This window comes from Thermoplasma acidophilum DSM 1728 (assembly GCF_000195915.1).
Taxonomy (GTDB): Archaea; Thermoplasmatota; Thermoplasmata; order Thermoplasmatales; family Thermoplasmataceae; genus Thermoplasma; species Thermoplasma acidophilum.
In genome coordinates, this window is record NC_002578.1 from 715,634 (window position 1) to 729,627 (window position 13,994).

The window sequence follows — 13,994 nt, forward strand, 5'->3', positions numbered from 1 at the left end:
CTTAAGATTATTATATTACTTATATTTTTAATTCTGTATGTTCAGCAATGTGAATAAAACTACCTCCGCAGAGGCCGGTAAATCAGCATTCTGGGCTATGTCTATTTTTTTGCTTCTGCTGTCGATCATGCTGCTTGTTCTTGGATTGTACTATCAGATAGTTCTGCATCACACTCCAGCGCCGCTCTTGCTCGGGATAGCTGCAGGATTCGGACTCGGTACACCCCTGGAAATATGGAACTTCAGTGATCCAGACACTCTGATGCGGGTCATGGCGTTCCAGGATCGTTTTCTGATAGTATGTTTTGGCTTTTCTATTGGGCTTGGGGCCATTCTTCTCTATCTATTTGCAGCCATACCTGGGGTATCTCCGCATTATGGTATAAAGGACTTCTTTGTTTTCGGGGTCGTTGTTGGCGGACTGCTTTTCGGTGTTGGTGTTGGCCTCGCCGGTTACTTCCCAGGCACAATATGGATTGCGCTTGGGCAGGGAAGAAGAGACGCCATATATGCCGTGTTTGGAGGCCTGCTCGGCGCGCTCACCTGGTCGCTCATATTCGGAGCAGCGAGAGGATTCTTCTGGAACACGTTCAATTATGGCCCAATTACGTGGTACTCAATATTTGGAATAAAGAGCCATCTGGAAATATTTGGCACAAGTCTGATATTCGGAGCAATACTTCTCGGTATGTTCCTGTTTTTGCCTCGATATCCGAAACAACCTGTCAAAGAGTCATGCGGTTTTCACCTTGCCGGAAAGAACAACAAAGTGCTGACATTCGATGACATGATCGACGACGAGAACAAGAAATATCCAGATCAGAACCAGTATCTCATAAGGCTTACCAACGAAAGCAGCATAAGAAATGCCAGGAGCATAATCGTTCTTGGCATCGCTTTTACAGTGATTGCAGTCGCTGTTATTCTTCTTAGGCAGATATTCGGTGAATCGACAACCTATTCTTGGATAGGTGCGCAGCTTTTTTATGCCGTTAATCCTCAATATGCGGCTTCAAATCCATACTGGAATTTGTTTGGTGGGATGCACATAGTCAACGGAAAGCCAATAGACCTGCCGTTCAGTGAGATTGGTTGGGAGCCTTTCAGCGATCTGGGAACATTCCTGGGAGGATTGATCTCTTCGATATTCATATCCAAGCGGTTCATGAAGTTCAAAAAGCGTGTTCCGTTGGTCTGGGAACACAGATTCGGCCCGAGCGATAAGAAGAGATTCGTCGGGTCGTTCTTCGGTGCCTTCCTGGTGCTCTTTGGGGCGAGGATGGCAAATGGATGTGCGTCTGGGCATGTGCTTTCCGGTAATATACAGATGGCCATATCCAGCTTTGTATTCCTCATGGCCGTCCTCATAGGATCATGGCTGACTCTGTACTTTGTCATGGGTCTAAAATTAAACAGTCGCGGATACAGAAATTGATATCATAATCTTTTTATATTTTCTAATATTAATGCATTTGTTGGAAAGATGAATTTACGCGAATGCTAGATTGATTTTATCCTTTTCATAATTGTCGCGATGGATCTGCGCATTTCGATCCTACAATGAAAATTTTTTATGGATTCTGATGATAACCGCACGTTGAGCTACGAAGTCGTTGATCATGAGAGCGATATCGGCGTTATCGTCTACGGAAAGACCTATGAAGAGCTCTTTTCGAATGCAGTTTACGCGATGGCCGATCTGATAGTGGATGTTTCTAGGCTCAAGGAAAACAGAAAGATGCATGAGGTAATCACAGGAAAAACTCCCGAAGATATAATGGTCAATCTGCTTTCTCGTGTCCTTTTCTATCTAGATACCTATTACATTCTGTATTACCGCATAACATCGAAATACAGCGATGGTGAATTAGACGCATATTTTTACGGTTCGGAGATTCCCGAAGGCATTGAGTACAGGAACGTGATCAAGGCCGTAACTTACAGTGATCTTGCCGTTAAGCCTGAAGAGGGTTATGCAAAAATAATATTTGATCTATAGTCAGCAGCTCGTAGCATTCTCAGCAGACAATGTGATTATTTCACTGAAATGTTAACGTTGATACCTTTCTTCTTCATGTTGTTCACAAGATACTCGAAGTAATTTTGGGTTTTTCCCAGAATCTCCGGAAAGACAATTCCAGAGGTTATTTTACCATTGCTGGATAGGAACTCTGCGGTTATGCTGGCTGGCAAGGATGTGGCCATGTCCATCGCCGTCCTTTTGCGTGATGAGTCGTAGCCGGTCTGCATCTCCGCAGTTCTCGTCACTTCTCTTCCCAGCTTTGTCCCGGATACCTCTACCTTCATGAGTACAACATCTTGAATGTCCGGCCTGAAAAGCTTCTCCATGAAGATCTGTTCCGATATCTCGAACATCGTGAGGTTGCATCCATCCACCTTGATCCTGTCGAAATAACCAAGATCTCTGATCGCTGCCATCTTCTCGGCATGCCCCGGATACCTTATGGTTTTCTCAAACATTTCACCGGTGCATTTAATGTTCCTGATTAGGCTTCTGAGGCCATCGGTGTAGAATGCCTCCATGTCAGCATAGTTTCCAACACCAATACGCTCTATCCCGGACAATGCTGGCACATGATCCTCCGTGCCATTCCTTACGATCCGCACGGGTCTAGTGTATTCGTCGATGAGGCCTTCAACTGACCAGGTTATGGTGTAGTCAAGTGGCGGAACAGGCTTTTCAGGAATTCCACCCACGTATATCTTCACGTTCCTGATCTGGTCAAGATCCGCAGAGAAGTAGCCAACTATGGCGTTGGTCAGCCCAGGCGCAAAGCCCATATCAGGTACGATGATAGTGCCTGCCGATTGAGCGATACCGTTAAGATCGTATGGATCTTCCTCCATGTAAGATACGTCCACAACGATCTTGCCCATCTTCGCCACATTCTTGAGAAACTGCATGCCGATACTTCCAGGGAGGGCGCTTACAGATGCATCGTAATCATTGAGCATGCGATAAGCGGATCTGTCCATTACGTCGAATTCCCTAGTCCTGATCTTCGGGTTCCTGCCCCTGATCCTGTTCAGCGATTCCCTGCTCTTATCTGCAATTTCCACTTCATGCCCATCTTCTAGGAGGTTCTGGGCTATTCCGCTGCCTATGTTGCCTGCTCCTATGACGATAAAATTCATACGCAAATATACGTAAAATGTCTAAATAATACTTCTCATCCCCGTAATAATGGATACATCAGCTTTTTCCTTGGCTTTTGCTCCTCACAGCTCTCGGATCGAAGAAGCCGATCCAGAGCAGCAAAATACCAATGAATTCAGCATAATAGAGAAATGCCGGAAACTTTGCAATGTAGAGCGTTCCTGCAATGCTGACAACTATGACGCCCAGGATGATCGGTATTAACCTGCAATTTCTGTTCCTTCTGTAGCTTATCACCGCCATGACTATGATTACGATGGCTGCTGGGAAGGTTATCAGCGATGAAGCTATCGTATCGTTGATTGGCAGAGGGCCGAAGACGACATAGTGGGCTATTATGTGCTGAACTGGAAAAAGTATCAGCGAAGTGATGAGATACAGGGAAGCCGCAGCCGAGTATACATAATAGTACCTGATCCATCGCCCGGTGGCCAGGTTTGCAGATCCGAAGGAGAGGAAGAGGACCAGCTCTGCTACGGCGAAAAGGTATATCCTTATGAGCGGCTGATTGAATACTCCATAGGCAAATATCACTTCAAGAAGCACTGAGAAGGCAAAGAGCCACATTCCTATAGACCAGTATAGCGGGGACGATTTGCGGCTCCTCAAATAGTTCATGGAGAGGAACACTGAGAGGATCGCCGAGAGGATGAAAATCAGTATCGTGGACGCTATTACCGTTTGCTGTACATCCATGCACCATAATGGCTCCCGCGGTTATAACGATTGTTTGATCATAGGCATTATGGGAATATATGATATCTTTAAGATCAAATATACTGTGCATTATATACATATATCATGCAAAATCAATAAATAGATCTGTGTCGTTGATAGATCGTGGAAGAAGGAAAGGTTGTTCAGGTTCATAAAAGTGAAACGAAGAAAAGCCAGGTCAGATGGGTCATCGTATCTCTTCTCTTTCTTGCAATACTGTTCAATTACGCGGACAGGGAGATATGGATAGTCTCGGAGCCGGCTTTTGCATACAGCTTTGGCTGGTCTCATTCTGCTACGGCGCTCACCGCAACAGCTGTTCACAACATTTCGCTGATACTGTTCTTTTGGTCTCTGTCCTATGCGATCTTCAACTTCCCGGGTGGCTGGATCGTTGACAAGCTCGGCCTGAGGAAGTCGATGGCGACCATGTTCGCCATCTGGTCCGTATTCACGGCGTTGACAGCGGCCACGTTCAATTTCATCAGCATGGTTATCGTACGAGTGATTATGGGCGCTGGAGAAGGGCCAGTTTGGCCCATAAATTCCAAGGTCGTAAAAGGATGGGCAAACAGATACGATGAGTCCAAATCGTTTACGCTGGCCGGTGCTGGGCAGGCTGTCGGCCCTGTTATCGGCCTGATCGCCGGTGGAATTCTGGTTACAATGTTCGGATGGCCGGCAGCATTCATTCTGTTCGGAGTACTTGGACTGATATTTGCTGCCATATGGTATTTCTATGTCAGGGACAGGCCCGCTGACGATTCGAAGGTTAACAGTGAGGAGCTGGCGTACATCAGGGAAGGAAAGACCGAAGAAGAGAAAGAGGAAAAGGTTCTTCCGTCAGGTGTTAGCTGGAAGATGGCTGCGAAGATGATCTTCGGCACGCAGGCCGGCTGGGGCACGTTTCTTGTATTTCTCTCATTCGGATACGTTCTCTTCACGTTCCTGTACTGGCTTCCGCCGCTGATGTTTTCAACCTTCGCCCATACCGTGGAGAAGAGCGGTCTCTATTCTGCTGCCATAGATGTGGCGCTGATAGCAGGTTTTCTCGGTTCCGGGCCTTTCAACGATGGCTTGCTCAGAAAGTTTCCTGATAACAAGCCGCTTGCAAGGAGGCTAGGCGCCATCATACCGATGGTTCTGATGATAATCATGGTCGGTCTCTCTTACTTCACGGGGAAGGCGCACAACCTTCTTGGAACTGCCATATTCCTCGGCATAGGCAGCGGGCTGATGAACCTGACGGTCGGATCGTGGGCAGTAAATGCTGTGGATCTTGCACCTGCCGGCACATCTGCGACGGTGTACGGCATATACAACGGTTCGCTGAACCTTGTCGGTGCTTTCAATTCCATTATCGAGGGTGCGCTGTTCATAAAATATGGGCCGGTTCTTGCCTTTACGAGTTCAATAATATTCATGCTAATGTTCCTTGGAGGATACCTTGGCCTCATAAGGAAGAAGACCTGGGAAAGGGCCATGGCGTACAAGGAGCAACTTTCAAAGGAAGCATATGCATATATGAAGGAGTGAGACAATGAAGTACAGCATCGAGCAGGTTATGCGTCTGGTGGACCACAGTGGATTGAAGCCGTATCTGACGGAGAAGGATATTGCAAGGCTGATCGAAGAGGCTAAGGATATGGGAAATTATGCCGTGTGCATAGAACCCATCTATGGAAAATTTGCAAAGGAATATCTCGATGAAAAACGATACAAAGTCAAGCTTGATGTGACGATCGATTTTCCCTTCGGTTCCCTTGCCACATCCTCAAGGAAGAAGATCATAGAAGATTCAGATTACGCTGATGAAGTCGATATCGTCGTTCCGATGGGATACGTGAAATCGCATCGCTGGGATTACGTCGATCAAGATTTAACTGACGTAGTTAAGATAGCAAAGGATCACGATTTGGTGATAAAGATCATAACCGAGGATGGTTATCTGACGCAAGACGAGAAGGATAGACTCTACAGATCCGTGATCAGGGCGAAACCGGATTTCATTAAGACGAGCACGGGTTTTGCTAACAAGGACTATTGCGCTTCTCTTGGAAACGCAGCTGGAGCAACGCCGGACAATGTGTCGCTTATGTCCAGGATAGCGGAAGAACTTGGATCGGATATAGGAATAAAGGCGGCTGGCGGCATTCACACCTATCGGGAGATCGAGAGCATCATCGATGCCGCTAAGAGGCCTATCGATCCGGAAAAATTAAGGATCGGCATGAGCGGAACAGGAAAGGTCTTCGAAGAGATGAAGAAGATAAAGAAGTGAATCAAAGAACAGACGATGACGTATTTTTTAAATAAACATTTTGTGCAAAAATTTTTCAATTGAAAACTTACCTTTGGTGATAGTAGATACTATACAATACAGGTTTAGTATAAAATTATATCTGCATTGTTGATATCAAGATATAATGACAGATCCGGATATTGGCGACAGCCAGGACCATGCAAACATAATATCGATACTTCAGGATCTCGGTCTTACGGAAAATGAATCCAGAGTGTACATATTGTTGCTTGAATACGGAAGCATGGCCGCACAGGATATACTGCGATATCTGCCGCTGAGGCAACCACAGCTGTACGACATAACCTCTAGCCTCGAGAGGAAGGGTTTCATAAACGTTCTCCTAGGGCGCCCCAAGAAATATGAAGCCATAGATCCCGAGGCAGTTGTGGAGGCCAGAGAACAGATTCTGAGCCGGAACAGGCGCTACTTTCTGACGTGGGCAAATCGGGCTATGGAAACCAGACGCGAGACAACCGCTCTGATCAATGCCAAAAATATAAGGAGCGTCATCAACAATTCCATAGATCTGATAAATGAGACGGAGAAAACTTTAGAGATAGAGACAACACAGGAGCTGTTTGCATACATCAGGGAACCCATTCTGAGGAAGATAAGGGAGGGATGCCGCGTTGAGATCCTCTTCTTCGGTACGGATGTCGATCTGGAAAAAGTGCAGAATCAGTTCACGGATCTCGATGTGGATGTGAGGTATGTTTCTCCCGGGCAGTTCTTTACGGTGATTTCTGATGAGAAAAATTCGGTATTTATGCCTCGTAGCGTCGCCATGAACACAGATATAGAGAGATACGGATATGTGATAAGGGATAAGGACATGTCATGGTTCATTACACACAATTTCTTCGTTGGATGGTACAGGGGAAATCGGATAAAGGATCACTCCGTAGTCGCTCCATATACTTACCATTCTCAGAGAATACTCATAAGCGATCTGAAGAGGATCTTTGACCAAAAAGGCAGGGTGCACGGGGTATTGGAAGGTATAGTGCGTTCCACCGGCGATCGTTTTACATCCGAAGGAGAGATCTCTGAGATCAATTCTGATACGGAGATCATAAACTTCGTGTTCAAGACTGATAGAGGGGAGTATACCGTTGGCGGTTACGATTCCCAAATAGAGGACATAGTTATGAAGTCCTTTACTGTTGCATCGTTTGGCTAAGAGCTAAAAATATTGCCGTGATCCTCGTGGATCACGAATCATAAAATGAAATCATAATACTTATTGCGGAATCTGACATTTTTCAGAGTAGCACCGCCTGGCATCAAGCTCGAATTGAACGGCTTGGAAATCAGCCGCCCGCCTTCGGAGTGGATGCCGAAAAAACCCTCCACAATCGATTCTATGTATATGGCTGCAGACCATGCCTGCAGGTAGCATCCCTGAGGGTTGTTGCTTATCTCAGGGTATGCACCCGGAGAGAATAATCCAAGGGATCTGTCCAGCATTTTGAAATATCTGGCCGCATTCTCGGCGTCCCCATACCTGATCGATCCCAGCACAAACATTCCGGTGTTCACCGGCATGGAATTCCCACTGGCATCAACAACGATTCCAGATGAGCTGGAAATACGTGATAGGCCGCCTCCATCTGAAACGAATTTTCTGTACTGATCGATGCCTGCAATACCTGTGTAGAACGGAATTATTGACGTCCAGAAGCCAAGGTCAACGGGAACGCCGTCCACTATCCTATTTGCAAACGTTCTTCTTTCCGACATCCAGAATGATTGTACCGTCTTCCTGAGTGCGTCTATGGCCTCAGTTGGCTTAACCGCGTCGGCAATCCCTCCGAACGCCTCCTGATCCATATCCATGACCTTCTGAAGCTCCATGAGGGACATGATGGTGAATGAAATCGTATCTATGTCTACGCCCTCTCCAGCTTTCGGATCCTCCATTATCCCTCTGCCCTGGAAACCATGAGCGAAGAGGTAGTTGAAGGATTCAGATGCGATAGTGGCCAAATGCCTCATCTCTTCCGTATAACCTGCCCATTCTGCGTATTTGAAAACTGCGTATGGAAAAAGCGCTGTTTCCTCCAGATCGCCGTCGTTGTAGACCTTTCCACTGGTCAGTATCTCATGCGGTATCTTTCCTGATTTGCTGTATCTAGCAAGTATATTGAGAGATCCGAAAGCAAGCTCGAAGAGCCCAGCATCCAGGATGCCGTTGAAAGAGAGAAGGGTGTCGATCCCGAAATACCATGGAAAATCTGGATGGCCAGCGGTCAAGCCGTATCCAGTTTCCTGATTTATCAGTGAAAGCCTTATCAGGTTATCCTTCGCTGTCCGAAAGTTCTCACCTATCTGTCCTCCTCCCCGAAGCAATGAAAACCTGTCAATGTCTCTGTATCTATTAACCCGGATCGGCGGTCGATGCGAATGCAGGCATGCGGATGAAATTCTCAGTGAAGACTTGCCGTCAGCAAGAAGTGATAATCGCCCGTTTTCTATGGAAAACTCGGAGGAGGCGGCTATTCTGAGGCGAGTTTCAGGGAACATGTGGCTATATATGATTGCCGAACGCCTGTTCACCTTTATTCTCGTATCGTTTACAGTGTACCAAACAGTCTCTGGGTGAAGTTCTACGATAAGCTTCCTGACGTCATTAGAAGCGTTTTTGACCGCGATCTCAAAATCATTGTCATCCTGGAATGAAATTTGAAGTGTTGTTCCATAGAATTCGAATCGAGCTTCAGAATATCCAATTTCCGCGTGCGCTGGTTTGAAAACCGTCTTGCCGTCGCTGACATATATATTCTTCAGCACACGCAGAGGCGGATACCAGAGGCCGTTCATCTCGCCTCTCTTGTGGTATCCCATTCCGTCTGGTCGGAGGTCCAGGTAGCCTATGTAATAAGCGTAGTTGGACGATATGGTGAATGGCCTGTGATTCGGATCTTCGATTTCAATCGTATTTCTCACTTCCTTGCACCATCTGAGGCCGCAATTTCTGCATCCCTTAGTACAGGGCCATTCTCCGAGAACACCAAATCATACAGTTTTCCTCTCCAGGGGAGACGATACAGCTTCACCGTCTTCCATCCGTCAGGCAAATGGTATCCTCCTCTGAATTCGGAAGGATCGAAGGACAACGGATCGATGTTAAGCATACCCTGCAGAACTGAAAGCAGAAGCATGGATGAGGACCATCCCTGTGCAAACTGCCCGGTAGGCTGCGGCATCATAGCATCGTAAGTTTCGTTGATCCTTCCGGGATCGTCAGCAGAGAAGGCCAGATCAACGAACGTCCTCATCTGGTTAAAGGCCAAGTCCGGCAATCCGTTCTTGTACGCAGCGATTACAAACCATCCTGTCATGAGGGGCCAGACTGTACCCGTATGATAGCCACCATCGTACATCGGATCGTAAACTGACATGGATCTTATTCCCCATGGCGTCATCATACCTGCCGAAAGATCCTTTATCCTGCTACGGATGGCCTCATTCCTCATGAATATTCCAGGCACAAACTGCATGGCGCTTCTTATTTCGTGATATTCCATGTCCACGAAATCAACGCTGTTCGCGCCGGCGAAGAAGGTTGACATGTACCTGTCTCTGATCTTCTGGTATTCGTCATAGCCGAATCTGTAGCCGAAAATGCGGAGTACCTCGATCCACAGTGCATTGACATCGACCGTTTTCCCGTTCCTGATGTTTGCCCACGTTTCCGGCCAGCCTATCAGCCCGCGCCGGAAATCATTCTCTATCAGACCATCGCCGTCCGTATCGCAGCTCGCTATGAAATCGAAGACCTTCTTCAGGTGACGTTCTTCGAAGCGTGATCGATCCCAATTCTCCATTGACGCGCTGGCAAGAAGCCAGAGCGGGCTGCTGTCGATCGACATGTACATGGTGTTGAATTTCGTTTCGCCAATGGTGTATCCCTGATCTCCGTCATCCGCCAGGCCTATTTCGTGCGGTATTCTGCCATCATCAGAGTATTTCAGTAGCATATTCGTGTGTTCGTATGTCAACCCTGCCAACCCGACCATATTGGCGGCCAGGGCCATCCACAACCCGTCCCTTCCGAAGAACCATGAGTATACGGGGAAACCTGCAAACCAGCCGCTGCCCCTAGAGGTCTTGGTGTAAAACTCAAGCATATCATGCTTTGCCCAGAGAAAGGCCTTGTTGAACCTAAAGTCAGGGGTTTCAAGCACGGCAACGTCTGCGATGCTTTCATGGTATCTTATTGTGGATTCGATGCTATCCGCTTCTTCGCTGATATCATCGGATATCACAATTTCCGCATCGTGCAGATCATGTATTCTTATCATCACTTTGTCCGCGCAGGCTTCCATAACAGCACGATCAGCGCTGCGGATGGAAATGCATGTTCGCGATATTTCTGATGAAATGCAGGCGGTGTTGCCTTCGATCCTTGGATTGAAAGTCTCACCCGATGCATGAGATGGCCAGGCGATCGTGTGCCCCACCTCCAGTTCAAGTTCCAGATCAGCCTTATCCGCTGCAGCGATCTGTATGTGCAGGGATCCGTCCCTCTCCGAAATGTAATCTATTCTGTCAAGGCCCTCGTACTGCCTGTATATGTAGCCGAGACCCCTGATATACTTTCTGAATGCATCAGAGAACCGTCTTCCGTTCACCGTGCCGTCAAGCGAGGAGATGTGGCTGACGCTATCCTTCCAGTAGCCTACCCTTGATCTGTGCATATCCGATCTGCGTATTGTTCCGTTCATGTAGGCTATGAAGTGCGCCTTTGATCCCTTCACCATGGTGTAGCTGTAAGATTCAAGCGGTCCAGACGGCACCCTTATCCAGTGCCACATGTCCCTGTGATTATCCTCTTCGGTCAATCCACGGATCTCCTCAATCAGCCTTCTTGATCTCTCTGGAAGCACCGTAATCAACCTCCTTTACTATCGATCCGCTCTCCCTGTCGTAGAGATATATCGTGCCGGGTTTCACCTTCAAATGTATGGATTCTCCGTTGCGCAGATCTCTGAGATTTGCAGGGATCTCCTCTTTGGGAATGACCGCCCTGATGGGCGTATCACCGATCTTAACGTGCACCTCGGCGTTAAGGCCGGAATTTATGAAATAGTCGAATGAAGCAGATATGCCATCATGATCGGATAGGCCTATCAGCTCAGGCCTTATGCCGATGAACATCTTGCCCTCTGGTATTTCATCATCAACTTCCAGGTATCCAGAATTCATGACGTCTATCCTTGTACCTCCTGATTTCTCCTCGGCGTCGCATTCAAGAATGTTCATTGGGGGATTTCCTATGAATCCAGCTACAAAAACGTTCGCGGGGTGATCGTACAGTTCATCAGGAGTTCCGAGCTGCATTATCTGCCCCTGGTTGAGGACAAGTATCCTGTCCGCAAGCGCCATCGCCTCATCCTGATCGTGGCACACGTAGATTATGGTCTTCTTTACCTTCTCATGGAATGATCTTAGCTCACCGAGCATCTCCCGCCGAAGCTTGGCATCAAGGTTCGATAGCGGTTCGTCCATCAGAAAAACCGAAGGATCACGAACCATGGCCCTTGCGATACCAACACGCTGCTGTTCACCGCCGGATAGCTGTCTCGGGTATTTCTGCAGATGCTGGCTTATGTGAAGCATCTCTGCAACGTCACTAACCTTCTTCTTGATCTCATCCTTTGGAACGTGCTTGATCTTAAGATTCAGTGAGATGTTGTCGTATACGGTCATATGGGGATAGAGCGCGAAGTTCTGGAAGACCATGGCAATGTTCCTGTCCGATGGATACAGATCCGTTACATCATTGCCATCTATGAGTATCCTGCCATCATCGATTGGTATCAGGCCGGCTATGCTTCTAAGCAGCGTTGTCTTTCCACTTCCCGAAGATCCGAGGATGACGAAGAACTCTCCGTCTTCCACCCTCAGGTTGAAATTCTTCAATATGTACTTGTCTCCATATCTTGCTGTGAGATTCTCTATTATAACGCTCATGCTTTCACCTTGAATAATTCATGGATATGCCGCTGATGAAGTACTTCTCGAAGACCACGAATATGACGATCGTAGGTATCATCGTGAGTATGTTCACCGTCATCATCTGATTCCAATATATCTGCGTCCCGTTTGCCCCCTTGAAGAAGTTCAGCACCAGAGGAAGGGTGAACATGTTCAGGCTGTGCACCTCCATAAGCGGCCAGAGGAAGTTGTTCCAGGATCCTATGAAGGAGAATATGGTTGCCGCCGCTATGGCCGGTTTGGCCATGGGTGCACTGACCCTGAAGAATATCTGCCATGGCTTCATGCCATCTATCTTTGCTGCAAGCTCAACCTCCTCGGGGATGGTTAGGAAATACTGCCGCATTATGAAAACGTCCAGGGCGGAAGCGATCTGCGGGAGTATCAGTCCCTGATAGGTGCTGAGCCAGTTCAGATCGAGCATGAAGACATAGGAAGCTATCGATATGACGGGGAATGGTATCATCAGCGTTGCGAGGACTGCATAAAACATGTAATCCCTTCCTGGGAATTTCAGCCTTGCAAATGCATAGCCCGCAAGCATGCCAACGAACACGCTACCTGCCACAACGCAGATCGAAACGAAAACACTGTTGAAGTACCACAGCGGAAAGTCACCGAAACCCCAGACCGTCCTGAGGTTCACTATGAAGTAGGATATGCTGGTCTGGCTGAAAGGATTCATATTCGGTGGAAAATTGGCAAATATGCTGTCCCTGAAGGCCTTTATGACTGTCCAGTAGAATGGAACAAGGTAAACTATAGCCAGAAGTATTGACACCACGTAGATCAGGTAGGTCTTGACGCTCTCTCCTGCACTTATGCGTCTCCGTCTTCTGAATTCGGTTCTGAGCATTTCACCACCTCCTCTCAGTTATGACCCTTCTCTGTGTTATGGTTAACACGAGGATTATGACGAAGAGAACGAATGAAGCTGCGGCGGCCAGCCCTATATCACCAACGTACACGAAGGTTCTGTTGTATATGTACATCAAGGGCACGTACGTTGCCCTTGCCGGTCCGCCATCGGTTATAACGTATATCTGATCAAACAGTTGCATCGCGCCTGTCAGGCCGAGGATAACTACTAGTATGGTTGAAAATCGCATCAGAGGGAAATAAACATAACGGAATCGCCTGAGACCTGACTTCAAGCCATCGATCTTCGCGGCATCCATGACCTCCTGCGGTATAGCCTGAAGGCCGGCCGAGTAAACTATCATGAAATACGGTGCGGTTGTGAATATGTTCATGGCCATTATGGCAGGGAAAGCATATACCGTGCTGAAAAGCCAGTTGTGCGGTGGTATTCCGAAGAATGACAGGAAATAGTTGACGAGTCCGGTGTTCGAAAATACCCATATGAATATTATGGACATGGACACCGGGGATACCACAGCAGGAATGAACACTATGGCCCTGGCAACCCTGCTTATCTTCGATGCAGTGTTGAAGAGAAGCGCGTATCCAAAGGCGAGGAACGTCTGAACGGTCACCACAACGGCCGTGTATATGAGCACGTTTATCAGGGATTTTATGAATGCCGGATCCCTTATAACGTAAAGATAATTGGAAAAGCCAACGAAGTGGATATCATGAAAGAATGGATCGTAATGAAACAGGCTTATTGCAAATGAATAAATTGCCGGGAAGAAGGTGAAAACAATCACAAAAATCATGAGTGGGATCACGAAGATTATACCGGTTGTTCTCTCCGGATCCCTCTTCTTCTTCTTCCTTTCCCTCACATTTATCTTTTCATTTCTGTACAGATTTGACTCCACAGACCTCACC

12 protein-coding genes are annotated in these 13,994 nt (G+C 47.3%); 5 read left to right on the plus strand and 7 right to left on the minus strand.

Features of this window, described 5'->3' with window-relative positions; translation table 11 throughout:
• Nucleotides 1-37 precede the first annotated feature (37 nt).
• Both TA_RS03500 and TA_RS03505 read left to right on the plus strand, forming a co-directional pair.
• Entirely contained in the window at nucleotides 38-1,435 is a 1,398-nt protein-coding gene (locus tag TA_RS03500; RefSeq protein ID WP_010901101.1) for a YeeE/YedE thiosulfate transporter family protein, read from the plus strand.
• Nucleotides 1,436-1,597: 162 nt separating this feature from the next.
• Nucleotides 1,598-1,999: an archease gene (locus TA_RS03505; protein WP_241761898.1), complete on the plus strand. Its 402-nt coding sequence runs from the start codon at nucleotides 1,598-1,600 to the stop codon at nucleotides 1,997-1,999.
• A gap of 35 nt (nucleotides 2,000-2,034) precedes the next feature.
• Here the strand turns inward: TA_RS03505 and TA_RS03510 are convergent, their stop codons facing one another.
• Both TA_RS03510 and TA_RS03515 read right to left on the minus strand, forming a co-directional pair.
• Entirely contained in the window at nucleotides 2,035-3,156 is a 1,122-nt protein-coding gene (locus TA_RS03510; RefSeq protein WP_010901103.1) for a saccharopine dehydrogenase family protein, read from the minus strand.
• 58 nt (nucleotides 3,157-3,214) lie between these two features.
• Nucleotides 3,215-3,874, minus strand: a complete 660-nt coding sequence (locus tag TA_RS03515) for a hypothetical protein (RefSeq protein WP_010901104.1) — start codon at nucleotides 3,872-3,874, stop codon at nucleotides 3,215-3,217.
• 144 nt (nucleotides 3,875-4,018) lie between these two features.
• Between TA_RS03515 and TA_RS03520 the strand changes: the two genes are divergently transcribed.
• The 3 genes from TA_RS03520 to TA_RS03530 all read left to right on the plus strand — a co-directional run bounded on the left by TA_RS03520 (nucleotide 4,019) and on the right by TA_RS03530 (nucleotide 7,380).
• Nucleotides 4,019-5,431 (plus strand): MFS transporter, encoded by a 1,413-nt coding sequence (locus TA_RS03520; RefSeq protein WP_010901105.1) that lies wholly within the window; start codon nucleotides 4,019-4,021, stop codon nucleotides 5,429-5,431.
• A gap of 4 nt (nucleotides 5,432-5,435) precedes the next feature.
• Entirely contained in the window at nucleotides 5,436-6,176 is a 741-nt protein-coding gene (gene deoC / locus TA_RS03525; RefSeq protein WP_010901106.1) for a deoxyribose-phosphate aldolase, read from the plus strand.
• 145 nt (nucleotides 6,177-6,321) lie between these two features.
• Entirely contained in the window at nucleotides 6,322-7,380 is a 1,059-nt protein-coding gene (locus TA_RS03530; RefSeq protein ID WP_010901107.1) for a TrmB family transcriptional regulator, read from the plus strand.
• A 38-nt stretch (nucleotides 7,381-7,418) separates the two neighbouring features.
• Here TA_RS03530 and TA_RS03535 read toward each other — a convergent pair whose 3' ends face one another.
• Genes TA_RS03535 through TA_RS03555 form a run of 5 tightly spaced genes read right to left on the minus strand, consistent with a single transcriptional unit; the run spans nucleotide 7,419 to nucleotide 13,984 of the window.
• Nucleotides 7,419-9,146, minus strand: a complete 1,728-nt coding sequence (locus tag TA_RS03535; RefSeq protein WP_010901108.1) for a glucosidase family protein — start codon at nucleotides 9,144-9,146, stop codon at nucleotides 7,419-7,421.
• The gene (locus tag TA_RS03540; protein WP_156778488.1) at nucleotides 9,143-11,089 is read right to left on the minus strand and encodes an amylo-alpha-1,6-glucosidase; all 1,947 of its coding nucleotides are present in this window, start codon (nucleotides 11,087-11,089) and stop codon (nucleotides 9,143-9,145) included. The genes TA_RS03535 and TA_RS03540 overlap by 4 nt, the downstream gene beginning before the upstream one ends.
• Entirely contained in the window at nucleotides 11,058-12,176 is a 1,119-nt protein-coding gene (locus tag TA_RS03545; RefSeq protein WP_010901110.1) for an ABC transporter ATP-binding protein, read from the minus strand. Before TA_RS03545 ends, TA_RS03540 begins: the two co-directional genes overlap by 32 nt.
• Before the next feature lie 4 nt (nucleotides 12,177-12,180).
• Entirely contained in the window at nucleotides 12,181-13,056 is an 876-nt protein-coding gene (locus tag TA_RS03550) for a carbohydrate ABC transporter permease (protein ID WP_010901111.1), read from the minus strand.
• A gap of 1 nt (nucleotide 13,057) precedes the next feature.
• Nucleotides 13,058-13,984, minus strand: coding sequence for a carbohydrate ABC transporter permease (locus TA_RS03555; protein ID WP_156778489.1), 927 nt, complete (start codon nucleotides 13,982-13,984; stop codon nucleotides 13,058-13,060).
• Between the last annotated feature and the right edge of the window lie 10 nt (nucleotides 13,985-13,994).